This is a genomic window from Microbulbifer maximicatervae (SeqCode), assembly GCF_052467815.1.
Genome location: NZ_CP174326.1, coordinates 458709 through 485354, shown reverse-complemented (window position 1 = coordinate 485354; position 26646 = coordinate 458709). Strand labels below are relative to the sequence as shown.

At 43.6% G+C, this 26646-nt stretch carries 8 protein-coding genes; 2 read left to right on the top strand and 6 right to left on the bottom strand.

Translation table 11 applies throughout. From position 1 onward, the window contains the following. Nucleotides 1-110: 110 nt before the first annotated feature. From ACJJIW_RS02040 to ACJJIW_RS02030, 3 genes are read right to left on the bottom strand one after another with little or no spacing between them, the layout of a single operon-like run. Nucleotides 111-4388: a non-ribosomal peptide synthetase gene (locus ACJJIW_RS02040; protein WP_444936590.1), complete on the bottom strand. Its 4278-nt coding sequence runs from the start codon at nt 4386-4388 to the stop codon at nt 111-113. 10 nt (nt 4389-4398) lie between these two features. Beyond that, nucleotides 4399-14136 carry a non-ribosomal peptide synthetase gene (locus tag ACJJIW_RS02035; RefSeq protein ID WP_444936589.1) on the bottom strand — a complete coding sequence of 3246 codons (9738 nt, stop codon included), beginning with the start codon at nt 14134-14136 and terminating at the stop codon, nt 4399-4401. A gap of 3 nt (nt 14137-14139) precedes the next feature. Next, on the bottom strand, nt 14140-19224 hold the full coding sequence (locus ACJJIW_RS02030; RefSeq protein ID WP_444936588.1) for a non-ribosomal peptide synthetase: 5085 nt from the start codon (nt 19222-19224) through the stop codon (nt 14140-14142). Nucleotides 19225-19377: 153 nt separating this feature from the next. On the opposite strand from ACJJIW_RS02030, the gene ACJJIW_RS02025 reads away from it, so the two are divergent. Next, nucleotides 19378-19602, top strand: a complete 225-nt coding sequence (locus tag ACJJIW_RS02025; RefSeq protein WP_444936587.1) for a hypothetical protein — start codon at nt 19378-19380, stop codon at nt 19600-19602. Nucleotides 19603-20495: 893 nt separating this feature from the next. Here the strand turns inward: ACJJIW_RS02025 and ACJJIW_RS02020 are convergent. The 3 genes from ACJJIW_RS02020 to argS all read right to left on the bottom strand — a co-directional run bounded on the left by ACJJIW_RS02020 (nt 20496) and on the right by argS (nt 24942). Continuing rightward, complete coding sequence (locus ACJJIW_RS02020) at nt 20496-21974, bottom strand: nucleoside hydrolase (protein ID WP_444892889.1); 1479 nt, start codon at nt 21972-21974, stop codon at nt 20496-20498. A 181-nt stretch (nt 21975-22155) separates the two neighbouring features. Next, the gene (locus ACJJIW_RS02015; protein WP_282934098.1) at nt 22156-23043 is read right to left on the bottom strand and encodes a dTDP-4-dehydrorhamnose reductase family protein; all 888 of its coding nucleotides are present in this window, start codon (nt 23041-23043) and stop codon (nt 22156-22158) included. Nucleotides 23044-23205: 162 nt separating this feature from the next. Then, nucleotides 23206-24942, bottom strand: a complete 1737-nt coding sequence (gene argS, locus ACJJIW_RS02010) for an arginine--tRNA ligase (protein ID WP_282934097.1) — start codon at nt 24940-24942, stop codon at nt 23206-23208. Nucleotides 24943-25087: 145 nt separating this feature from the next. On the opposite strand from argS, the gene sbcB reads away from it, so the two are divergent. Next, entirely contained in the window at nt 25088-26539 is a 1452-nt protein-coding gene (sbcB, locus tag ACJJIW_RS02005) for an exodeoxyribonuclease I (RefSeq protein ID WP_282934576.1), read from the top strand. Nucleotides 26540-26646: the final 107 nt, after the last annotated feature.

The window sequence follows — 26646 nt, the reverse complement described above, 5'->3', positions numbered from 1 at the left end:
ATATATTCAAGGAATGTAGGTGTATAAGGAAATAAGTCAGAATCTCCCTCAGTTCAACTGTAATTTTGAGCTTTAACAAAGCTAAATCTTAGTTTTCAGCAGATCTTCATTTAACTATAAATTACTTCGCTATGAGTTTCAGTCTCTAGATAATTATCGTAGCTGGAGGACAATTTAAGGTTGATTACGTTGGCCATAGTATTCAGTGTTTCATCTTCTATCATGATTCGCTCATGTTTTGCATCTATGGCAATATAATCGCAATTTAACAATAAACTTTCGAAACCATTTTTTGGTGTTGAGAAGCCCTTGTTGAACAATTCTTGAATGTCAATATAGTCATTGATCACAGCAAGGATTTGTGTTGGGGTTGCCTCATCAGAGACACTACTGCCTTCAAAGAAAACTACTGGTCCGCTATAGGACTGAAGTGATTTGACATATTCGGCATAGAAAAGAAAAGTATCCACCATTTCAGCTTCAAAACGCCCACAATTAGGTAGCCTAGGATCCTGCTTGATGGTGTCAATCAGATTTTGCTCTATATTGATCACCACGGGGTCAACTAAAAATAGCATTTCGACACTCTCGCCTAAAGCTTTCAGTCTTTGGGCGATACCAAGGGAAACCATAGCGCCTTCGCAGTAGCCTCCCAGCAAATAGGGCCCACTTGCCTGCTTCTTACGTATCACAGCAAAATAATAGTCAATCAAATAATTCAGTCTTATTTGCCGCCCACTGTACACCTGGATATTTTCCAGCAAGTGGACCGGCCGGTTGATTTCCAGTTTTTCCACAAGTGGAGTAAAAGTTTCAGGACCTGCCGCTGCTGGAATCAGGAATAAACCGGTTTTGTTACTGGCTTCGTTAAAGGTCATAAATTTATTAAATTCATTATAACCAGTCAAAAAGTTAACAATTTCATCCTCGGTGCAGGATGAAAAATCAGGCATGGGTTCTTCTTTGATACTTTCAGCCAAGCCTCTGATAGTGGGTTGTTCATTGAGTAGTTTAGGTGAAACCCGGATATTGTTGCGACTACAATGATGGTAAACTTTAAGTAACAGTATTGAGTCCCCTCCCAATTCAAAGAAGCTGTCTAGTACTCCGACAGTATCTATACCCAATACCCTTTGCCAAATCAGGCATAACTCCTGCTCCAGTTCATTTTCTGGCGCAACATATTCAACCTTGCTAGTAAATTCTGGAAAGGGCAAGGCCACGCGATTTAATTTTCCGTTTATTGTTAGCGGCAATGTATCCAGGAAGGTAAAGGTGGAAGGCATCATATAATCAGGTAGGAATTCAGAAACAAAATCTTTTAACTTGCTAGGGTCTGAACTTTTCTTTTCACTGAGGACGACATAGGCGGCAAGGTACTTATTCTTTTCGTGGATCCTATCAATTACCGCTACTTGCTGTACTTGAGGATGTTGGGCTAAGGCAGCTTCAATTTCACCCAGTTCAATACGATAACCTCGAATTTTTACCTGGGCATCATTTCGTCCAAGATACTCAAGTTCACCGTTAGGCAGCCAGCGGACTAAATCTCCAGTTTTATACAGCCGGTTTTTGATGTTTCCCTCTGATGCAATAAAAGGGTTCTCAATAAATCTCTCAGCCGTAAGTTCGGGCCTGTTAAGGTACCCTCTAGCCAACCCTGATCCGCCTACATATAGCTCCCCCGGAGCACCGATTGGTAAAGGTATTAATTTACTATTGAGTACATATGCCTTCATATCCTTTAATGGCCTACCGATATTGGAGTAAGCCGTATTATCGTCGGCTGTTAACTCTTTATAGGTCACGTGCACGGTCGTCTCTGTAATACCATACATATTTACCAGTCGAGTTGATTTATTACCATAGGTATCCCACCAACTTTTAAGTTGTTCAATATTTAGCTTGTCCCCTCCAAAAATCACCAATCGAAGTGCTTCAAGACATTCTCCAGTGATCCTTAATGTATCAACTAGTGCATAAAAGGCAGCTGGTGTTTGGTTTAATACTGTCACTTGCTCTTGCTGACACAAACGGACAAAAGTGGGTAGATCCTTTGTGATTTCTGTCGTTGGGATTACAAGTTTTCCACCTGTAGTCAAAGCGCCCCAAAGTTCCCAAACACTAAAATCGAAGGTATAAGCGTGGTAAAGTACCCAGTTATCGCTGTCATTGAAGCCGAAATCGGCCTGGGTTACCTGTAATAAGCGGATCACATTTTCATGAGTTTGTAATACCCCTTTAGGTTTGCCTGTAGTGCCAGAGGTATAAATCACATAAGCCAGATCCTGAGGTTTAACAGCGCTTACAGGCGCTTGTCTGTCGCTAGTAGCTTGATTTTCTAAGGTGTCCACATATACCAATTGGGGTATCAGTTCCAGTTCGCCAGAGAAAGCCGTGAAAGTGTGAGCATATTTTTTTCTGGTTATAACCAAGGAGGCCCCAGTATCTTGTAAAATGTACAAGCTTCGACTTTTGGGGTAGTCTGGAGAAATAGGTACATAAGTACCGCCGGCCTTGAGAATAGCTAGAATGCTAATTACCATTTCCAGGCTGCGATCAAGGAAAATGCCAATCAAAGTATCCGGTTCAAGTTGTTTTCCCTGTGCTGATAGATAATCAGCTTGTAGCTTTAGCGCCAGTTGGTTGGCTCTATTGTTTAGCTGTTGATAACTGAGAGTTTGTTGTTTAAATGATATTGCTGGTTTATCGGCAAAGGTCTTAACTCGTTCTTCAAATAGTTGATGAAGACATAGACTCTGAGATGAGCTTTGTGTGGTTTTGACCCAGTTATTTAATAAAGTTTGCTTCTCCTGCTTGCAAACCAAATTCATAGAAGCAATAGGCTGATGTACATCGGAAACCATCTGGGCCAATATTCTTTGATATAAATCAGCGAATCGCTTGATTGTATGCTCATCAAATAAGCTGATAGCAAAATTAAAGACACCGCTGAGATCAGGTTGCGAGTCATTAATATATAAACTCAAATCAAATTTTGCTGGAGAATACTCTTGATGGTGTTGAATGTCTTCTAGTAATTCTTCGCCAATAAAATCTAGCTGGTTTAGGTCGTTTAAGGATAGCTGGGTAAAAGAGGGATTTTTACTTTTTTCTACATTCTTCTGGACGCTTTCCAGACTAAACAGGACTTGAACTAAAGGGTGGCGGGAGGGGTCTCGTTCCACTTTAAGCAGTTTAACCAAGTGCTCAAAGGGGAGTTCCTGGTGAATTTTAGCTCCAAGAACCAATTGGTGAACTTTATCTATCCATTGTGCAATTGAAAAGCTTTCGTCTATTTCCCCCCTCAATGCTAACAAATTAACAAAAAAGCCTATAACATTTTGGGTTTGTACATGGTGACGATTTTCTGACGGCGTACCGATAACCATGTCTTTCTGGCCGCTTAACGTCGAGAGCAACAAATAAAAACCGCTGAGCATTAAACAATACAGAGTTGTCTTCTGATCACGGGCCAATAATCTTAATTGTTGTGAAAGATGTGTATCTAATGAAAAATTGAATACCTGACCACGATAATCTTGCTGGGGCGGACGTGGTCTATCGGTGAACAAGTGTAACGAGCTGTATCCACCCAATTGCCCTAGCCAGTAATTTTCAAGGTTTCGTAGTTCTTTTCCCTGTAAAAATGTCTTTTGCCATACGGCATAATCACTATAGCAAATGTCTATCTGAGCAAGGTCGGGTGACTGCCCAAGACAATAGGATGAATAGGCTTGAGATAATTCGGTGAAGAAAATTTGTGCTGACCAGCCGTCAAATGCAATATGATGCCAAACAAAAAGAACAAACACTCCTTGGGGAGAATCAAATCGAATAACCCTTAACGGTATTTTTTCGCTTAAATCAAAGTTCTGCTCTATGGCTTCTTGTATCCCATTTAACAGATCAGTATTGTTATTTTTTGATAGACAACGAATAGTTAAAGGGCTATCAAGGACTTGCTGGTACGTATCACCATTTTCATGAAGGCGATAAACGGTGTTTAGTATTGGATGGCGCCTAACCATATACTGAATAGCATCTACTAAAGCGGGATAGTTAATATCATCAGATAGTCGAATCAGATGTGGGATATGATAGGCATTACTTCCTTGCTGCCACTGATGAATAAATAATAACCTCTCCTGGGCAAAACTAAGTTCAGATTTCTCTTCGGGTACAGAAAATATTATCCTATTGATGAAGTCACTTTTACTGTAAATGTGATTAAATTTTAACAAGCGGATTAATGATGACTTGTGTTCTTTGATTGACTCTAATAGATCGCTGTCTGACAAATCTTTTTTACTACTCAGGCGTAGCTGTTCTCCATCCAGCCAGATTGCGACTTGATTGTTTTTTATTTTGCTGATTAATTGATTCATTTTATTATCCCTATAAGACCATCTCAAATTCTTGAGTTTCATCCTGATTTGATACTGCGTCTTGCTGTAACGAGGTACTTAATTTTTCAATTGTTTGATTTGCAAATAACATTGCTAGTGGGATATCTATACCAATTATCTGGCGACTTTTGGCCCCAAGACTGATGGCTTTGATTGAATCTCCTCCGATACTGAAGTAGTTATCGCGGATACCAACCTGGTCCAATCCCAGGACCTGTTGCCAAACTTCGCACAATTGGCGTTCAAGTTGCGTACGTGGAGCCAGATAATCACTCTGGGAAACAAGCTTGGGAGTTGGCAAGGCCTTTTTATCCAGTTTGCCGCTTAAATTAAGTGGTACTTTATCAATCCAGCTAAAGCTTGCAGGAATCATATACTCGGGCAATACAGACACTAATGTTGCTTTTAATATATCAAGATCTTTGGAGTCCTCGGAATCTGGGACTAAATAGGCTGCCAAGTATTTTTGACCTTGATATTCGTGATCTGTCACTATCGCTTGCCTTACTCCATCTAGGTCATTTAAAGCCGCTTCGACTTCACCTAACTCAATACGGAAACCTCTAATTTTCACTTGCAAGTCATTGCGACCGATATAATCCAGCTCACCGCTGGGTAACCACCTGACCAGATCGCCAGTTTTGTAAAATTTGGTATAACCTCTGGCTTTATCTTCCTCACTGGCAAAGGGGTTTTCTATAAAGCGCTCTGCTGTCAGTTGAGGTTGATTCAAGTAACCCCGGGCAAGGCCGGCTCCACTTATATGCAACTCACCAATAGCCCCTATTCCTAATAACTGACCTGATTTATCGAGGACATAGCTTTTGTTATTGGCGATGGCCCTGCCTATCGGGATCTGGTTGTCTTCTGATTGAGGTGGACAATGATATTGATGGCTACTGATAGTCGTTTCTGTAGGTCCGTAGACATTAATGAGTTTATCCCCCAAATCACTGGCTAGCTTGGTTGAGGTCACTTCGCCACCCGAGATGACTCGCTTCAAGCCATGTTTTTCCCCAAGTTCCAATGCCAGAAGGAGACTAGATGGTGCATCCAGGTGAGTAATGGACTCTTGCTCAATTAGCCGCTCCAGACGGCTAAAAGACTGGATGTCGGCATCACCGGTAATCACTAGCCGAGAACCACTAAGTAATGCTATAAATATCTGCTCTATCGATGCATCAAAAGTGTAGTTAGCCAGTAATAATAAATTTTCACCAGAAGAAACTTGATACGTTTCTAGGTTATGTTGCATCAAATTTACGCAACTGTGATGCTCAATCATCACACCTTTAGGTGTGCCAGTGGTACCGGATGTATAAATCACATAAGCCAGATCGGATGTTGATGTCAGCGCAGGTAAATTATCCCCACTTATTGCTTCATTCAAAAGTAACTCTTGGGTTACACACACTATGGATTCTTGATGTTCAATACCGACGATTTTCCGGAGTTTATCTTCGTTACTCTCTCCCGTTAGGATCATCGGACATTGACTGTCAGCTAAGATATAACTCAGGCGCTGTTCAGGGTAATCAGGCGAAAGGGGCAAATAAGCTCCACCGGCTTTTAGTACTGCTAAAATAGCAATAATCATATCGATACCGCGCCCAAAATATAATGAAATAACGGTATCTGGAGTTATCGATTGTCCGTGAGCTGATTGATATTGTTTTGACAGGATGCGGGCCAAACGGTTGGCTCTTTTATTAAGTTGACTATAAGTAGTCCGTTGCTGCTCAAAGATCAGTGAAATGTGATTTGGCGTTCGCAGGGCTTGCCGTTCAAATAAACCATGTAAGGTTTGTCCCTCAGGGAAGTCAATCCTTGTATCATTCCACTTACCCAGGATTAGTTGACGTTCAATTTCACTAACTCGTTCAATCTTTTCTAAGCATAACTTAGGCGTTGCCAACATACTTGTGAGTAGGTGTTGATACAAGTTGGCAATGCGTATGATGGTCTTTTCATCAAATAGGCTGACTGCATAATTAAACGTTGCGGTAATTTCCTCGTAACCATCATTTAAAAATAAACTTAAATCGAAAATTGCCGGTGAATATAGAGAAGCTTCTCCATCGAGTTCAGAGGGTAAAAACGGGAAATCGTCATTAACACTTTCTTGCTGAACAAAGCTCTGTACACCGAACATGACTTGAAAGAGTGGATGGCGGGAGCTATCACGTTCAACATCAAGTGCCTCGAGCAGGCGTTCAAAAGGCAGTTCCTGATGCACTTTAGCCTGAGTAACGGTCTGATGCACCTGTGCTATCAAATCCTTTACAGTCATTTTAGTATCTAGAACAGTTCTCAATACTAGAGTGTTAACAAAAAAACCAATCAAGTCTTGAGTTTGGGCATGGTGACGATTATCTGAGGGTGTACCTACCAGGATATCTTCCTGCCCTGACAAGGTTGCGAGGCAAAGATAAAATCCAGTTAGTAATATGGTATATAAAGTAGTACCTTCAGATCTTGCAAAAGCGCGTAACTGCGCTGATGTATTTTCGTCTAGGACAAAGTGATAGTGCTTACCCCTTTGATCAGCCTTTGGCGGCCGTTGATGATCTAGTGGCAGTACCAAGGATTCGTAACCGGACAACGTTTTTTGCCAGTAATTCAGCAGATTTTCTAGAGTCTCACCTTTGAGATATTCTCGTTGCCAAACAGCATAATCATGATATTGGATTTCCAGCACCGGTAGTGATGCTTGCTGCCTTTCACAAATAGCATGATAGATTTGTGAAAATTCTTTAATAAAAATGCCAGTAGACCAGCCATCAAAAGCAATATGATGCCAAAGGATCAACAAGTACCGTTGTTCGCCTAACTGGTACATATGTAAGCGGACGGCGCTCTCATGGCTTAGATCAAAGGGCCGATTATTTTCCCTAATCAGGGCAGTCTTCAATTGGGATTCATCTGTAAGCTGGTGCTTGTTTATTGCTATCTCCCTGGGCTGGACTTCTTGTAGGGTGACACCATTTTTGTCCGTGTAGTAGATGCTGTTTAGTATAGTGTGACGTCGTACTACCTCGCTTATTGCCCGCTCAATATTATTTAGCGATGCTTGAGGCCTGAGCCTAACTAAGTAGGGAATATGATATGCACTTGCCCCGGAATCAAATTTCTCGATAAAGAATAAACGCTCCTGGGAAAAAGACAGGGGATAAGGGCCGACTTTTGCTGAAGGAATTCTTAGCAGCGGCTTCTCCTCAAGCCCTTTGGAGAGGGCAGCAATATTTTTTTTCTCAAAGAGAGTTGCTAGGGATAGTTCAATACCTAATTCCCTGCGAATGGTAGCTATGAGTTGTACCGCATTGATCGAATGCCCACCGATTCGAAAAAAGTCATCCGCAATACCTACACGATCAAGTCCCAATATCTGCTGCCAGATCAGGCAGAGATTTTGTTCAAGACTGGTGCGGGGAGGGAGGTAGTTATCATTTATAATCAATTGTGGATTTGGTAACGCGCGATAGTCCAATTTTCCGTTAGGGGTTAATGGCAATTTCTCCAACAAAGTATAGCTTTCAGGTACCATGTATCCCGGTAAATTAATAGATAGCATTTGCTTTAGGGTTTCCGGTGAAATTTTCTCTCTTGCCTCTGGTACTATATAAGCAACTAATATTGTATTTTCTTTATGGTGAAAAGTGGTCACTAATGCTTGCTTTACTGCTTCGATTTCATGCAGGGCTGACTCGATTTCTCCTAATTCGATCCGGTAGCCCCGAATTTTAACTTGCTTACCAATTCGCTCAAGGTACTCCAAATTTCCGTCTGGTAACCAGCGCACTAAATCCCCAGTTTTATATAGCCGGTCATGTCCCCTTTCTCTATCTTCATCACTGGCATAAGGGTTATTAATGAAACTCTTAGCTGTCAGCTCTTCCTGATTAAGGTAGCCGCGAGCAATACCTGCACCGCCGATATATAGTTCCCCAGGAGACCCGACAGGTGCCGGTTGGCCATTTTTATCCAAAACATATAATTTTTTATTATGCAATGGGCTGCCAATAGGCAGTTTTCTCATCTTGGTATTTAAGTGACAGGCAGTAGCAAAAACAACCGTTTCAGTCGGCCCATAAACATGTGTAAACGAAATTTCAGGGTGGTCATTAACTAGCTGGTGTAAAGTTCCAGCATCGGCCTTTTCTCCGCCAAATAAAATATTATTTACCTTCAATCCATTTAATAGGCTTTCTTTGGTCAGGACACTCAGTAATGCAGTCGTGATAAAAAATGAATCAATATGATGGCTATTTAGATAGTCTATTAAACTTATAGGAGACTGGATTACGTTCTGCGTAATGAGATGCATACTGCAGCCATTTAGCACACTGTAAAATAAGTCAAATACGAAACCATCAAAAGCATAGGAAGACAAACTGGCAATATTGGTCACCTTGGAGGCTTCCAAATAACGATTATTGCAAGTAAAAGCTGCTACTGCATTATGTTGCACTAAAACGCCTTTGGGCTTACCTGTTGTCCCTGACGTGTAAATCACATAGGCAAGATGATTGCTACTTGATGTTTCTGGTAAGTTATCGTGATGATATGCGGTGACTTCCTTTTTATCATCAACTACAAGGATTGATGGAGCTTGGTACTTGCCAGCCTGGGATGCGGGTAGTGCCGATAAGCTCTGCTTATCACTCATTACCAGCGAGATTTGTGCATCTTCCAGTATAAATTTAATACGTGCTTGAGGGAGGTCCGGTGCAATTGGCACATAGGCCGCTCCAGCTTTCAGTACCGCCAAAATGGCAACCACCATATCTGCGCTACGTTGAAAACATAATCCTACTAGATCGTCGGGCTCTATTGTCCTCGCTGTGCTGTCTTCATATTTATTTAAAAGTGCACGTGCGAGACGGTTGGACTTTTGATTTAGCTCCCGATAGCTTAGTCGGCATTGCTCAAAAACCAGGGCAATATGATCAGGTGTCCGGCTGACCTGCTGTTCAAATAGACCATGTATAGTGTTTCCGTCGGGGTAATTAACCTGAGTATCATTCCACTGGTACAACATTTTCTGTCGATCAACGGTACTTAGTTTTTCTATTTGTGCTATCGGAAAGTCTGGTCCAGAAAGGAGACCGGAGAGCATCCTTTGGTAAAGACTGGATATATGTGCTATAGATTCTTCATCAAAAAGACTTACCGCATAGTTAAACCCTGCGGTAATTTCATCGCCATAATCATTTAGCGATAAACTTAGATCAAATTTTGCCGGTACATATAAATTGCTTTCATCAATTAATTTTGTAGGAATAAAAGGTAATTTTTCGGCATCACTGATTTCCTGCCTGTTATTCTGTAGGCCAAACATTACCTGGAATAAAGGATGGCGAGAATTATCTCGCTCTATCTTCAGTTCTTCAATTAGACGCTCAAATGGGAACTCCTGATGCACCTTAGCCGAAGTTACGACCTGGTGCACTGTGGCTAATAGTTCTTTTATCAACATTTCGGACTTGATTACAACACGCAAAGCCAGGGGGTTAACAAAAAAACCGATCAAATTTTGAGTCTGGGCATGATGACGATTATCTGACGGTGTGCCCACCAAAATATCTTCTTGCCCAGACAGGGTTGTCAGGCATAGGTAGAATCCACTGAGAAGTACAGTATATAGAGAGATTCCTTGATCTTTTGCTAATCTTCGTAACTGTGCTGAGATTTGACTACCTAGAGTGAACCGATGGTATTTACCTCGGTGATCAGCCACTATGGGCCTGGGGTAATCAAGTGGTAAAGCCAAAGATTCATATCCGGACAAACGTTGTTGCCAATACTGTAGCTGCTTCTCTAGCTGCTCTCCTTGCAGATAGTCATGTTGCCAGGCAGCATAATCACGATATTGAATATCCAGTTCGGGTAGGAGAGCTTCTCGCTTTTGACATATAGCTTGGTAAATTTCTGAAAGCTCTTTGATGAAAATCCCGCTAGACCAGCCATCAAAGGCGATGTGGTGCCAGAGTATTAGTAGATAATCTACTTCCCCTAATTGATATATATGAAGTCGAACTGCCCCTTCCTTTTCAAGGTCAAAGGAATGCATACACTCTTTTCTAACTAAGAGCGTTAATTGTTTTTTGTCCGCAGCTTTGTGCATTTGTAAAGTGACAGGAGTAGATAGTACCTCTTGCCGACTAATTCCGGTGTTATCGGTATAATAGACACTGTTAAGCACAGTATGTCTACGAATCACAGCGTTTAGCGCTTGTTCAAGCTTATCCAGCGATGTCTTTGGCTTTAGTCGGGTAAGATAAGGTATATGATAGGCACTGCTACCAGATTCAAATTGCTCAATAAATAGAAGTCTTTCCTGAGCAAAAGATAGTGGAAATGCGGTTGCATTTGAGCGCGGGATTGTCAACAGCTTTTGTTTTTCTATTCCCGAAATCAGAGTGGCTATATTTTTTCGTTCGAACAGATCTTCCAGTGAAACTTCTATAGCCAGTTCTCGACGAATAGTAGCGGTTAGCTGAACTGCATTAATTGAATGGCCACCTATACGGAAAAAGTCATCCTTAACGCCTATGTGTTCCAGTCCCAGTACACGTTGCCAGATCTGACACATCTGACTCTCTAGTTCGGTTCGGGGTGCAAGGTAGTTATCCTTAGAAATTAGTTCCGGGGCGGGTAAAGCACGATAGTCTACTTTACCGTTGGTGGTTAGCGGGATCTGATCCAGGTAAGTAAAGCTCTCCGGCAACATATACTCAGGTAAGCTAAGAGCCAATGTGTCCCGTAAGACTTCTGATGAAATATCTTGTGCTAGACAAGGTACTATATAGGCTATTAGCAGGGTACTACCCTGATGATGATAAGTTGTCACCAGTGCCTGTTTTACTGATTCTACGTTGGTGAGCGCAGTTTCAATTTCCCCTAACTCAATTCGGTAACCCCGAATTTTAACCTGCTGTCCTATACGTTCCAGATATTCCAAGTTCCCGTTGGGTAACCAGCGCACCAAATCGCCGGTTTTATATAAGCGATCATACCCCCTGCTTTTATCTTCATTATTGGCAAAAGGGTTATTGATAAAATTCTGTGCTGTCAGTGCTTTCTGGTTGAGATAGCCTCGGGCGACTCCTGCTCCACCGATATATAATTCCCCTGGAGCCCCGATGGGTACCGGACAACCTTTTTTATTAAGTACGTAAGCCTTAACATTATTGATAGGGCGACCTATACATCGATTATTATTTTGCTGATAAAAGTTCAGGCTTTGAATGGCTGTTACCGTAGCTTCAGTTGGTCCGTATTCATTAATAAGCTTGTCTTTCCAAATATTTACCAACTCTGGTGAACAAGGTTCACCGCCAAATACCACTCTTTTTATTTGCTGTTTGTCTTTGATGTTACCTAAAGTCAACAAATGAGAAGGAGATGCTACCAAGTGTGTAACCTGATGTTTGGTTAATAAGCCGATGATTTTTTCCGGTTGTTTTAATATTCCTCTTTCGGGTAATATCAATCTCCCACCATTCAACAGAGCCAAATAAAAGGGCTCAACTGATGCGTCAAAAACATAAGACAACAGCCAAAGTACACGTTCTTGATTGTCAAAATTAAATGCTTCGCTTTGTGCTTTAATTAGATTGACAACGGATTTATGCTCTACCATTACTCCTTTAGGAGTACCGCTTGTGCCTGAGGTATAGATTAGATACGCCAGGTTGTTTCCTTGCGGACCATGACTTAGGTTTTCGATAGAATACGGCGCAGTTTCTACTTGGTTATCTACTGCAAGTAATAAAGGTGGAGTGGGGATTTCTTCGAGTAAAGAGCGGAGTTTATCAAGCTTGAAACTTTGACTTAATACCAGGGCAGATTTACTGTCTTCTAATTGAAATTTCAGACGTTTTTGAGGTGCATCACAGGCAAGGGGAAGGTAAGCTGCGCCGGCTTTTAGCACAGCTAATATCCCTATAACCATTTCCAGGCTTTGTTCAAAATATAAGGCAACGATAGTATCGGGTCTTATCGTATTTCGGTGTTTATCTTGATAGTTATGCTGTATTGCCCTTGCTATTTGATTAGCTTTTTCATTTAACTCTTGGTAAGTTAATTGTTGTTCTTCAAAACTAACCGCGATTGAATCATGATTTATTAGGGCTTGAGTTTCAAATAGATGTGATAAACTTAGCTCATTACCACTATGTGAGCTTGTCTGATTCCAATCAATTAAAACTTTTTGGCGATCTCTATCTGACAAACTATCAAAAGTATTGATAGATCGGGAGGGCTGCTCCAGCATCTGTACTAAAATTTTTTGATAGACTCTACTGATACGAATAATGCTGTCTTCATCAAATAGACTTACGGCATAACTAAATAAACCTTTTATCTGGTTCCCACTGTCATCGAGAGTCAGGCGTAAATCCGCTTTTGCAGGCGAATATAATGGGTTTTGAGGATCTGTTTCTACTCGGGTAAACGGCAATTCATATAGGTTTGTCAAACCAAAACTTTGTACCGTAAACATTACCTGAAACAATGGATGGCGGGACAAATCCCTTTCCACTTCCAGTGTATCAATGAGAGACTCAAATGGTAGATCTTGGTGAGTTTTAGCCGCAGAGACTACCTGATGTACCTGCCTGATTAATTCATCAGCTGTTATATCTGCATTTAACTTTACACGTAGCGCCAGCGAGTTGACAAAAAAGCCAATTACGTCTTGGGTCTGGGCATGATGACGATTATCTGACGGAGTACCTATCAGGATATCTTCTTGCCCTGATAGGCTAGACAGTGTTGCAAAAAAAGCACTGAGGAGGACGGTATATAGAGTAGTTTCCCTTGTTTGGGCATAGTGCCGCAATTTCAGGGATAGTCCAGTCTCTAACGTAAAGTAGGTATTTTTTCCTCGGTAATCCATTTTTTTTGGGCGAGGGCGATCTGTTGGTAAAGCTAAAAGTTCATAACCGCATAAGGTATTATGCCAGAAAGACTTTAGCTTGGAGAGATTTTCTCCATTTAGGTAATCCCTCTGCCATTGGGCGTAATCGCTATATAGGATAGATAGGTCTGGTAAGCGTACTTCCTGACTGTTAAGTAGAGATTGGTAGGTGCTAGATAATTCCCGTAAGAAAATGTCCATTGACCAGCCATCAAACGCAATATGATGCCACATAATTAGCAAATACAGCTTTTTATTGACCTCATAATATTTCAGGCGCATTGGTGGATCTTGTGACAGATCGAAGGGGCGCACTATCTCATCTTTTACCGCCGGTAGTAAATTTTCTTCTGTGCTTAATTGGGTTGTCAAAATTTTAATAGAGTCAGATAATATCTGGCTGATATTCTGGTTGTCAGACTCCATATAGACGGAATTGAGCACAGGATGGCGTATTGCCAAATGTGTAAAAGCACTTTGTAGAATATCTAATTGGGCATCTTGGTCCAGTTGCACTAAATACGGAATGTGATATGCACAGGTTTCAGGCTGTAAGCGCTCAATAAACAATAATCGTTCTTGAGCAAAAGATAGGCGGTATTGTATAAGTTCCTTAAGCTCAGAAAATTTTTCCTGTGAATCAATTTCTCTTCTTTGCAAATAATTAACTAACTGAGACTTTTCTTCTTTCAATCGTGTTAGTAGTTCTTTTGGTATTTCATCAGTGCTACTTGCTAATTTTAGAATATCTCCACTGACCCAAACCGCTAAGCTATTTTTTTTGAGTTCTTTAAGTAAATCCAACATCAATTAAATCTCCATTACAAGCTGATTTATAGTCGTAGGATCATCAGGCAGCTTGGGAATTACTACGCTTTTCTGGTTCTTTAATGCGAGTGCTAATCTGGCAATGGTGCTGTGCTCTAATAGTAGGCGCAATGGAATATCTATCCCGTTCGACTTTCGGCTGACAGCTGTGAGCCTTACTGCATTGATGGAGTTACCGCCGATACGGAAGAAGTTATCCTCTATCCCGACTTTGTCCAGATTCAATACTTCTTGCCAGATTACACATAAATGTCGTTCAAGGTCATTTCTTGGCGCAACATAATTTTGCTGGGTGACCAGTTTTGGATCGGGTAATAGTTTGGGGTCAACTTTGCCATTGATATTAAGGGGAACGGCATCTATTAAATTATATGAATCAGGCACCATATAATTGGGTAGACTCGACTGTAGAAATGACTTTATTGCGTCGAAATCCAGTACTACATCATGTGTTGAAACCAAATAGGCTGCCAAGACTTGATTACCCTTTAACTCCCGTTTAATAACAACTGCCTGTTTTATTTCGGGGTGAGTGCACAAGATGTTTTCGATTTCGCTTGTTTCTATTCGATAACCACGGATTTTTATTTGGCTGTCGTTACGGCCAAAATACTCTAGAGAACCGTCAGGTAACCAGCGGACCAAATCACCAGTTTTATATAATCTATCGTAACCTCTATCGAGATCTTCCTGTGTTGCAAAATAGTTGGGAATAAATCGCTGTTGCGTTAAGGTTTCTCTATTTAAATATCCGCGAGCCAGGCAAGCTCCACCTATATATAATTCGCCAATAACACCAACAGGTGAATAGTGTCCATATTCATTTAATACATAAAGCCTCACATTATCGATTGGTTTTCCTATGTTTATTTGGTCAGGTTTCTCTATTTTTTGCTGTGTCACACATACCGTGGCTTCTGTCGGGCCATATTCATTAAATGTGGGCTCGGCAGGCAATACTGGTAATGGACTTAAATTGTCACCACCTGTGTGAACTAATGTTAATGTGGACTTTCTTAGCTCCTCTGCAATTTCATTGAGCATTACAGTTGGAATAAATGCCTGGTTGATATTATTTTCATTGATATATGAAATTAGCTTTTCACTCTCAACCCGGCATTCATCTGAAGCAATATGGAGCTCCGAGCCAGATAAAAGTGCCGGGAATATTTCAAAAACGCTAGCATCAAAAACATAGTTAGAGAACTGCAATATCCGCTTTTCAGTATCCAATCGATGACTTTTGATCATGTATTGAGCCAGATTTACTACACTTTGATGCTCTATCATTACCCCCTTGGGTTTTCCTGTAGTGCCTGAGGTATAAATCACATATGCCAGGGCTTTGGAGTCGAGTTTGATACAGGGGGCCGTTGGCGATTGAGTGAATAGCAATTCAGGTATATCAACAGAAATAAGTAATGGAACATTTTTTAGTTCTGACAGTTTTTTATCAATCGCAGTAAAGTGATACTGTTGCGTTAGGATAATGGGAGCTTGACTGTCTTCAAGGATAAATTGAGTACGTTGCTCTGGGTATTCTGGAGAGATAGGTAAATAGGCGCCACCAGATTTTAGAACGGCTAATATACTGATCACCATATCCAGGCTACGATCTAAATACAAAGCTACTAGGGTATCTGGCATTAACTCTTGGCCAGTTTGAGCTCGGTGTTGAGAGCGTATAACCTGGGCAAGTTGATTTGCTTTTTTATTGAGTTCCTGATAGCTAATAGTACTATTCTGATACACCAGAGCTGTATTTTGTGGGGTTTTACTCACTTGGGATTCAAATAATTCGACCAAATTACTGGTCGCTGCATATTCAGTATCGGTATTATTCCATCTGGCGAGCTGTTGCTTCAGTTGGGGATCAGATATAATCAAATCTGATATTTTACTGGCTTTCCCGTTCAGGATTTGGGCCATTACTGACTTGAATGAGGTCATCATATTCTGAATAAACCAAGGGGCATGTCGTTCCTGATTGAACTCCCATAGGACAGTAACTGGGTCGTCACTGCCTTCCTGTCCCATCCTCGGGATAACCACAATATTTAAATCGAACTTTGCGGATTTGCTGCCGATGGCTTCGACCAATTGCATCTCTGAGATGCCAGGCAATGTCATTTTCGGTAGGGGAGAATCATGAAAACTAAAGCAGACCTGAAATAACGGATTTAGTCCTTTGATACGGTCAGGATTTACCAAATCAACTACGGTTTCAAATGGAAGTTCCTGATTTCTTTGTATTTCTTGTGTCGTATCAAAACAGGTGTGAATAAAATCATTAATTTCTTGTTTTGAGTTTTGTTTTATTCTTGCAACATTGGTTGCGACCATCATTCCAATAGTGTTTTCTACTCCTTGGTAATTACGGTTCGCAGTACCAGTGCCGACGCAAATATCAGTATCTCCGGAATATTGAGATAATACTAAGTTGACGGCCGCCAGCATAAAGGAAAATGGCGTCACTCCCTGTTTCTGGCAATACGTTTGTATCTCATGCCAAAAATTCCGAGAGATCTTCATTTTTTTAGTGTCTCCTCCCCTTAAGTCCCCTGTGGCGGTCTGAGGTAAATTAATTTTGGTCGGGGCATCTTTTAGTTTTTTATACCAAAATAGTTTCTGTTTTTCAGCCGCTTCGCTCGTTAGCCAGTTATTTTGAAAAACAGCAAAATCTGCGTACTGCCCAACATGATTTAGAGTTATATTTTTTCTACCCTCAAGCCTTTGCTGGTAGCAGAAGAATAAATGTTCAAGAAATATATTCGAGGACCAGCCATCATGAACAAGGTGGTATTCAATGTGAATAAGAACATGTTCTTTGTCTGTTAATTTTACTAATCCCCAGCGTACCAAAGGTAATTGGGTAATATCGAATACCTGATTCAGTTCTTCTGCCAATAAATAATCAACCTGCTGCTGAGCCTGTTGATAATTCATGGAGCTAAAATCATATCTGGCTAACTTTACCTGGTAGCCTTCATGGATATATTGACAGGGCTCCTCCAAAGAATAGGAGCTTCGGTAAATCTCATGTGCATCGACTACATCCTGGATAGAGAGAGTAAGAATGTCTGGATTGATTTCACCTTTTAGGATTAATTTGCTTTTTGCATGGTATGCTCTATTTCCTGGATTGGACTTCGTTAAAAACCATATAGCTCGTTGCTGTGAGGATAAAGGTGAAACGATTCGATATTTTTCATCCCTGGCATTGATACTAAAAGTCGGTTGGCAGCGAGGTAATTCCTGCCAGATATTTTCAGGTGTACGCTCTGTATAAATTAGTTCAACTGGAATGCTTATAGATACTTCTCTGGCGAGTTTGGAGGATAATCTAATGGCTGAGATTGAGTCGCCACCAGCGGCAAAGAAGTCTTCTTTCCATGCCAAAGGTAATGCTGTATATTCATTCATTAAGGCTAGAAAAGCTGATTGTTCAGAATCAAGATTCTCGTCCACGATAGCGGACGTATTGTCTTTTGCCATTGATAATAAAGTCGACTTATCTACTTTTCCATTCTCTGTCAGTGGGAGCTCAGGCAAAATTAGATAATGCTCAGGTACCATGTGAGATGGTAGGTGTGCCTTTAGGTGTGATACGAGCTGTTGTATTTCCAACGAGACTTCTTGCTTGAGTACTGCATATGCATGCAGCGATTGTTTATGTCCAGTATCGCTTACAAGTACACATGCCAAGGCAATGCCATTTAGAGTTTTTAGGCAATTTTCAATTTCTGAAAGCTCTATTCGGTGACCTCGAATTTTTACTTGTGAGTCATTCCTTCCTATAAACTCAAATTCGTCTCCGTGGAGGCGCCGAACTAAATCTCCTGTTTGGTATATGGATTTATAATCGTCATCAATAATGTCTGGTGGCAATAAACTGCTACTGATGAATTTTTCGGCCGTTAAGTCTGGTTTTTTCCAGTAGCCAGCGGCAATGCCGGCGCCGCCAAGATACAGCTCTCCGATATCTCCGATTGCCACCTGCTGTAAATTATTATTTAACACCCAAGCTTTAGTATTATTTAATGCCGTGCCAATATTGTTTGCCGAATCTCCATGCTTAAAAAGGTGTGCGGTAGCGCACACAGTAGTCTCTGTTGGTCCATAGGCATTGAAAATCTTGCTTTGCTTGTTGAGCTTTTGCATCATATTTAGGGATGGTGCTTCACCGGCAACAACAATGCTTTGCAAGGAGTGAAGTTTGTCTTCGGGTAATAACGCTAATAATGATGGAGGTAAAGTGGCAAACTGTATTTGATTGTCTCTGATTAGATTTGCAAGTTTATTGTGGTCTTTACGTTCTTCATCACTAGCAATATAAATCGTTTGGCCTAAAAATAGACTGGCAAATATCTCGAATACACTGGCATCAAAAACATATGATGCAAACTGTAAAGTGCGTTGAAAATTTTCTAGTGAAAATCTTTCAATTTGCGCCGAAGCGAGGTGAAGGATATTCTGATGAGTGATCATGACCCCCTTAGGGTTGCCCGTTGTTCCTGATGTGTAGAGTACGTAGGCAAGATCATTAAGAGAGTTTTGATTTACTTCATCCAGTGAAGGGCTGCTTTCTCTAGTATCTGTATTGTCAGAAAATAGTAAGATTGGCGGGTTACGATTTGAGTTTAGCCAGCTCGTCAGTTGAAATTTATGATGAGTCTGAGTTACAACCACTTTGGTTTTGGTGTCCTTGAAAATATATAAAGCTCTCTCCCGTGGATACTTTGTAGAGATTGGAACATAGGCAGCACCAGCTTTTATTACTGCCAGCATGGCTATTACCATGTCTAAGCCTCTATCTAAATACAGTGCAACTAAATTTTCTTCTGAATTTTCTTCTTTAGCTAGCGCCTGGCTGATTAGGGCTGAAAGTGATTTTGAGCGCTCATCAAGCTCTTGATAGCTAATACTAATTCCTTGATATACAAGAGCTGTTTTATTTGGATTTATATTGATTTGCTTTTCTAAGCAGCTATAGACGGATAGTGCTTTTGAGTTGAAATTCTCACTTTTGATGTTCGGTGAGTTAACGATTTCATTGATTTCCATCATCAGTTATCCATTTTTATTTTTTTGATTTGTCGTTAATGGTCAGTATTGAAAGTGATAGTTTTGAGTGTTGCCTGGTTTATACTTCTCTTTGGTGACGTTTCATATGTTGCAAATATGACAATTTTGTTATTTGTTCTTTAACTGCGTGGCGCCTTGGCTGGGTGGTTGCTTTTAGATGTTCAAGCTAATAAATCAGATCTTTTGAGAAGGCTGGATCGAGCAAGTAAATTAATATCGCATAATGAGGGCCGAAAATTTTCAGCCGTGAAAAATGACTTTTTACGGTTGGCTTATAATGAGTGGGTTGGTGGGATGTGTATTGTTTGGATTGAAATTGCTTATACACCGCCTGCCAATATTGAAATAAAGGTGGGGTAATAAATGTGGCTAAGTTATTGGAATAATGTGCATTTTTCATAGTGCCAACTTCCATGATTATCTGTCACTACAATACTGCGCAGGGACGTTATCAAAAATAATTTTGTGCATCAACAAAAAGGTGCTTGCAATATTTATATTGGATTTTCTGGCGATTATTTATTTGGTAAGGGTTTTGTTGGGGCGAGTAGGCGTTTTTGGTGTGTGGTTTTTTAAGTTCGAAAATGTGCGGGTAATTCGTTTTTTCTCGGGTTTTAAGTTTGTAGGATTGAAGTGATTATCGGTATGTTGGATGTTTTTACATTGTTTTTGGGTGAGGTTTTGGTGTTCTGATTTTTAGGACTCTTAAGTGGGTGTGGCTAAGAATTGTTTTGGTTGGTTTTACTTTTATGAACGCGCTGGTTGTGTAGCTTGGTAATGCTGATTAAGAAAATTGATCTTGTTTTGTTGGTGTTTTTCTAAATATATGAAATATTTACTTTAAATAAGGTTTGCAGTCGTTTCTGTGTGGAATAAAGTCAAGATTTTTGGGGTATGTATTTTGGGTTGTTCGGTAATGAAGTCTTGGCGCTGTATAAACGGTTTTCTATCTCGATGGCATAGGGAGTGTCAGCGATATAATATATGCTCAAATTGAGCGTAATCAGATACTCAAAGATAGAGATATAGAGCTAGTTCCAACGATATGTATAAGGATTTAAGAGAAATTGTTTGATTATATGTTGAGGGGCGTATGAGGGAGATATTCAATACCCGATATCAATATAAGTTCGTTGAATTAAGTTGTTGTAAGCTTGTGTGTTTGTCGATATTTTTTAAAAAGAGAACCTTCTTATATTTCAATTTCGGAAGAAATGATTTAAGAGGTCCCCTTTTGCTAGTCGTAGTAGTAGTTAGTCTAATTTATTCATGCATCTGGGCCCCTTCCGCGCCGCATTAAAACGATCACGCAAGCGTTCAATCATTGCTGAGCGCGCAGCATCGTGGTTTATACCCATAACGACATTTACTGCCAAGCCCTCACCGGCCTCAGCAAAAGTAGTCTTTCCCACTGTTGGGTCAAAGGTAATCGGATCATAGGGAGTTGTGCTGTCGGCTAGGCCTGCATCTAGTTGATCGACGGTGATATAGCCGGGCACTAATTCCATTTCCAGGGTTTCAGGTTCCAGTAGTACCATCGCAGCGATAATATCCCAGAGGCGAATAACGGCATCCATGGCGAAGTCACCATTACCCTGGAAATCCCCACCCTCAAATTCACGAATGGAACTGAGGAGTTGGGAGGTGTAGCAGGCTTCCGGAGTTGCGCGGCGCTCTGCGAGGGCTTCGATGGTGCTGCCCTGTACTTTGGCCATATCGGTTGAGTTGGTCGGAACCAGATAGGTTTCAATACTATTTTTACTCAGGGCGTCGAAGGCCCATTGTGCGCTCAGTGGGTCGAGCAGAATATTGAATTCCTGATGGGTACTGAAGTCGCTGTCACAGCCGAAGCTGGGGTGGGAGAAAATATTGCCGCCCAGATTTCTAGATTTATCGCCAAAGCAGGCTGCTTCGTGATTCTCGGTAAACGGCTCATAATTCTCAAAGCCACCACCCATCATAATAACGCGGTCAATTTTAGCCAGCTGCTCTTCGTTGGCTTTGCCAAGTACCCGGGCCAGGGTGGTGAGTTTGCCGGTATTGAAAACTACTGGGCGTTGCTCCAGGTTATCCATCGTTTCCAGGATAATGTCTTCGGCTAGCTCAAAGCTGAAGGAGACACCGTTGTTACCTTGGTAGCGGTAGTGCTCCTGTTTTGCGCGCGGGATTAAGTGGTCAGTTCCATATAAGGTAGAGCCGTTGTCACGCCAGGGGCCGGGTACATACTGGCCGTAGAGATTGATACCCATGGCGTTGCGGCGCTCCAGGTTCCAGGTACCGGTGGAGAAATCGGAGGAGTTGGGTAGTTGATAGTCTTCTCTGCCGAGAACGGCCTTATCGTCATTTACCGGAGATACTGAAGCTTTGCCGTTTGCGCCGTAGGCGACTTCTTCTGTGGCAAAATAGGCTCCGCGAATAACCTGGGTATCATTATTTCCCAGCCATTCGAGGATGTTGTAAACAGTGTTGGCCCCGTGCGCTACGGTATTGAAAGAGTCCTCAACGACAGCCAGCTCCAGGGTATAGCGTGGGTCTTTGGCGATTAGCATCAGTGCTACGGCATCGTCAAAGTTATTGAAGTCGCCAATCCAGATAATGGGTTGGGCGTTCTCGATCTTGATGGCCTGGTGTGGTTTCTTGCTGTGAGGTCCGCTATCCGCATTGCAAGAAGCCAATGTGGTTAGGCTGCCCAGTACCAGAGCTCCTACAGAGAACCAGTGTTTTAATTTCATTTATCCTTCCCTAAATATTCGAGTGGTTTTACTCGGCAATCCAATAGCTCCTCCCTGATCTACTCGATTGCCACCTTGTAGCACCGTTTGTTGTATGAGTTAACGGTATTACACAGGTGTGAGCCGGAACATGGCCGGCAGCGATACTTCCCTGTAGCGCTTTGTCTGAAAGCTGTTTAAATCAGCCTTCAATAAATGGCTTTAAATTTCGTAATAGCTGTTGCTCCAGGGGTTCACTACCGTTAATTCCCATATCTGTCAGTTTTGATTTATCCAGCTGGCAATTGTAAGGGCGTGGCACTGTAAAATTGGGTTCACTTTCAGCGCTCAGGTGTTCGGCATTTAGGTTACAAGCCTTGGCAATAATGTGTGCGAGTTCGTAGCGTGTGCAGGCCGTATCGCCACTCCACTGGTAAATGCCTTCAAAATTGATGCCTCTACGGATTTTTAGTAGGCATTGCTCCAATACTTCGGCCACTTCCTCCACACTGGTGGGAAAACGAATAGCCCAGTGATCCAGCGTGACTGGCTTTTGCTTGCGCAAAGTATCCAGTAGGGCGGTGATACCGGATTCCTCCAGATAGGCAACGGGCCCGAATAACCAGGGCAACCTCAATACCCAGTGACTTCCGTTATTCAGTACCGCCTCTTCCCCTGCCAATTTACTGCGGCCATAGAAGTTAACCGGGTTGGGATTGTCATCAGCTTTGTAGGGCGGAGTGCTGCCATCAAAAACATAGTCGGTGCTGATATACACTAATTGTGTATCATTTTCGTTACAGTATTTCGCCAGGAATTCCGTGCTGCTGACATTGAGCTGCCAGGCGGTGTCGGGGCTGTCGGCGCAGCGATCAGGCCAGCGCTCGGCGGCGCAGTGAATGACAATATCGGGATTAACCTGTTGCAGGCAGGTCTTCACTGCTTCGCTATCGGACAAGTCCAGGCGAATTAAATTATCTCCCGCGCGGGAAAAGGCGGTACCGGTAACAGAAAAAATCGGATTGCTGGAAAGCTGTTTAAATACACTGCGCCCCAATAGGCCGGAGGCGCCGGTAATCAGTATTTTCACGGGTGATTTCCTTTTGTCAGGCTGGCGGGAAACGTGTGGCCTGAGTGGGATAAAAGATGGTGCAGGATGGTTGGGTAGGCCACAACTGAAGGCCGCCTACCCGGGTGCTGCCCGGTTTGCCTATCTGAAAAGTTACAGAAGGTGATACCGGGCTGGAGCAATTTACATCTGCTCCATCACTTCAATGCCAAGCAGATCGAGGCCAGTAGCGATAGTGCTGGCCACTAGATTACATAATTGCAGGCGGCTGTGCTTCTGCTGTTCACTTACGCCTTCTTTCAATACTGGGCAGGCTTCGTAGAAGCTCATATAGGCGCTGGCCAGTTCGTACAAGTAGGTGCAGAGTACGTGCGGGAAGGTATCTTTGGCTACCTGGTCCAGTACTTCGCCAAATTGGCTTAGTTTAATTGCCAGGGCGCGTTCCTGTGGGCTTTCCAGTTGGATATCGCCCTTGAGCTCGTTCGGCTCAATACCGGCTTTGCGGAAAATACTGCGTACGCGGGTGTAAGCATACTGCAGGTAGGGGGCGGTATTGCCCTCAAAGCTCAGCATGGATTCCCAGCTGAAGATGTAATCGTTAGTGCGGGTCTTACTTAGGTCCGCATATTTCACCGCGCCGATGCCCACCTTGCGCGCGATTTCTGCACAGGTTTTTGCATCCAGCTCTGGGTTTTTCTCAGCCACCAGCTTCTCTGCACGCTCTACTGCTTCATCCAGGAGGGCTGCCAGTTTTACGGTGCCGCCGGTGCGGGTTTTAAATGGCTTACCGTCATCGCCCATCATAGTGCCAAAAGCGCAATGCTCTAGAGAAACCGACTCCGGCAGGAAGCTCGCTTTGCGTGAGGCGACAAAGGCCTGCTGTAGGTGCAGGGATTGGCGAGCATCAACAACATATAGGATACGGTCGGCACTGAGTTGGTTGGCACGGTAGCGGATAGCGGCCAGGTCGGTGGTGGCATACAGGTAGCCGCCGCCTTTCTTCTGGATAATCATCGGGCTGGGGTTGCCTTCCTTATCGGCCATCTCTTCCAGGAAAACAACGATCGCGCCCTGGTCTTCAACAGCGATTCCATTATCCAACAGCTCTTTTACCAGCACCGGCAGATCATCGTTGTACTGGCTTTCAGCGTAAACGTCTTCCTGTTTGAGGGTGACATTCAGCTTGGAGTAGATTTCTTCGCAGTGGCTGATAGAGATATCAATAAACTGCTTCCATAGTTTCAGGCACTGCTCATCTCCGCCTTGCAGTTTTACAACGTATTCACGGGCGCGATCGGCAAAGCCTTCTTCGTCATCAAAGCGAACCTTGGCTTCGCGGTAGAAGACTTCCAGATCGGCCAGTGCCACTTCTGCATCACTGTCTGCCAGCTTGTCGGAAAGGTGTGCCAGCAACATGCCGAATTGGGTGCCCCAGTCGCCCATATGATTTTGGCGAACTACTTTGTGACCTTGGAACTCCAACAGTCGTGCCAGGGCATCACCGATAATGGTGGTGCGCAGGTGGCCTACGTGCATTTCCTTGGCCAGGTTGGGGTGGGAATAGTCGATGACTACGGTCTTGGGCTCTTCAACCGAGGCGATATTCAGGCGCTTATCGCCTTGGGCGGCCAATAGTTGCTGGCTCAGCCACTGTTCACTCAGGTGGATGTTTAAGAAGCCAGGGCCAGCGATCTCGACCTTTTCGATCATACCGCCCTTATCCAGCTGCTCAAGGATCTTGCCAGCCAGTTCGCGCGGGTTGGTGCCCATACGCTTGGCAGCGCCCATAGCGCCATTGGCCTGGTAGTCGCCAAACCCGGCTTTCTTCGCAGGTGCCACAATCGGGCCGCATTCTTCGGGGATACCGGCGGCGAGCATGGCGGCCTGGAATTTGTCGGTGAGGAGCTGGCGAATATTCATAGAGTGAAGTGCTGTCTTAAATTCGTGGAAACGCCGAATTTTAATGGGCGGTGGCGGCTTTGCAACCAGCGTTGGCAAAGGAGTTGGTCCGGAGTGGCCTAAATCTCGACTTGGGTGTCCAGACGAAGAGGTTCTCGGTGGTATGATGCCGCCAAATTATGGAGGTACCGTGAGTTCTACCACACTTTATTGGCACGATTATGAAACCTGGGGTACAGACCCGGGTGCCGACAAGCCGGCGCAGTTTGCCGGTATCAGGACCGACGAAGAACTGAATATCGTCGGCGAGCCATTGATGATTTACTGTCGCCCTTCAGTGGATTGCCTGCCACAGCCGATGGCGAGCCTGGTGACTGGCATTAGCCCGCAGAAAGCCCTGGCCAATGGAGTGCCGGAAATAGAGTTTATCCAGCGCATCCTCGCCGAACTGGGTGCGCCGGGCACCTGTGGGGTGGGCTACAACAGTTTGCGTTTTGATGACGAGGTAACTCGCTACACCCTTTATCGCAATCTGCTCGATCCCTATGAGCGGGAATGGCGCTCCGGCAACAGCCGTTGGGACATTATTGACATGGTGCGCCTCACCTACGCCCTGCGCCCAGAGGGAATCCAGTGGCCCACCCGTGAGGACGGTGCGCCGTCCTTCCGCCTCGAAGAATTGACCGCTGCCAATGGGATCTCCCACGAGGGCGCCCACGATGCGCTGTCGGATGTGCACGCCACCATTGATATGGCGAGGCTGATCCGCAAACAGCACCCAAAGCTGTACGATTATGTGTTCCGCCTGCGCCGCAAGCAGGAGGCCGCCAAGATGATCGATATGCGCGAGCGCCGTCCGCTATTGCATATTTCCGGCAAGGTCTCTGCTAACCATGGTCACTTGACCTATGTGATGCCCTTGGCCAGTCACCCGGTTAACCGCAATGCGGTTATTGTTGCCAACCTGGCGATGGACCCCGAGCCATTACTGAGCCTGGATGCAGACACTCTGCGAGAGCGCCTGTACACCTCTCGCGACAAGCTGGGTGAGGGTGAGTTGCCGGTAGGGCTGAAACTGGTGCATTTGAACAAGTGCCCGGTATTGGCGCCCGCAAATATGCTGGATGACAAGCGCGCCGCAGAGCTGGGTATCGATCGCACAACCTGTGAGGCGAACTGGCAGAAGCTCAAAGATATCGATTTGACGGAAAAGCTGCACAACGTATTCCTGGATCGGGAATTCCCTGAGAGAGATGTGGAAGCGGACCTTTACGGTGGATTCCTCAATGACTCTGACCGCGATATCTGCCGTGAACTGCACCGTGGACTGGCGGCCCGAGGTCCGGAAGCTTTGGCGGGTGAAGTGCCTTTCACCGATAAGCGCCTACCCGAGCTGCTATTCCGTATGCGGGCGCGCAATTTCCCCGAGACCCTGTCTGAAGAAGAGCACCAGCGCTGGCAGATCTGGTGTTTCCAGCGCTTAACTGACGCTACTGCCGGGGCCTCAATCACCCTGGAAGATTACTTCCGCCAGCTGTCTGAGCTGCGGGTGCAGCACCCGGAGCGCATTTCCCTGATTACAGAGCTGGAGAACTGGGGCGATAGCTTACTCGCCTAATGTGTCGAATCACGTCAGCGGCCGTTCTTCCTCTGGGCTCTTTCCTGGTGCCCGAGTAGAATGCCGCTCGCGAATACCCGGCGCCCACAAGGCGCAACCACTGGAGT

Bases quoted from the DNA above. Each gene is read 5' to 3' on its own strand.
- sbcB (WP_282934576.1), top strand. From the start codon at position 25,088: ATGCCGCCAAATTATGGAGGTACCGTGAGTTCTACCACACTTTATTGG.
- ACJJIW_RS02035 (WP_444936589.1), bottom strand. From the start codon at position 14,136: ATGTTGGATTTACTTAAAGAACTCAAAAAAAATAGCTTAGCGGTTTGG.
- ACJJIW_RS02020 (WP_444892889.1), bottom strand. From the start codon at position 21,974: ATGAAATTAAAACACTGGTTCTCTGTAGGAGCTCTGGTACTGGGCAGC.
- argS (WP_282934097.1), bottom strand. From the start codon at position 24,942: ATGAATATTCGCCAGCTCCTCACCGACAAATTCCAGGCCGCCATGCTC.
- ACJJIW_RS02040 (WP_444936590.1), bottom strand. From the start codon at position 4,388: ATGAATCAATTAATCAGCAAAATAAAAAACAATCAAGTCGCAATCTGG.
- ACJJIW_RS02030 (WP_444936588.1), bottom strand. From the start codon at position 19,224: ATGATGGAAATCAATGAAATCGTTAACTCACCGAACATCAAAAGTGAG.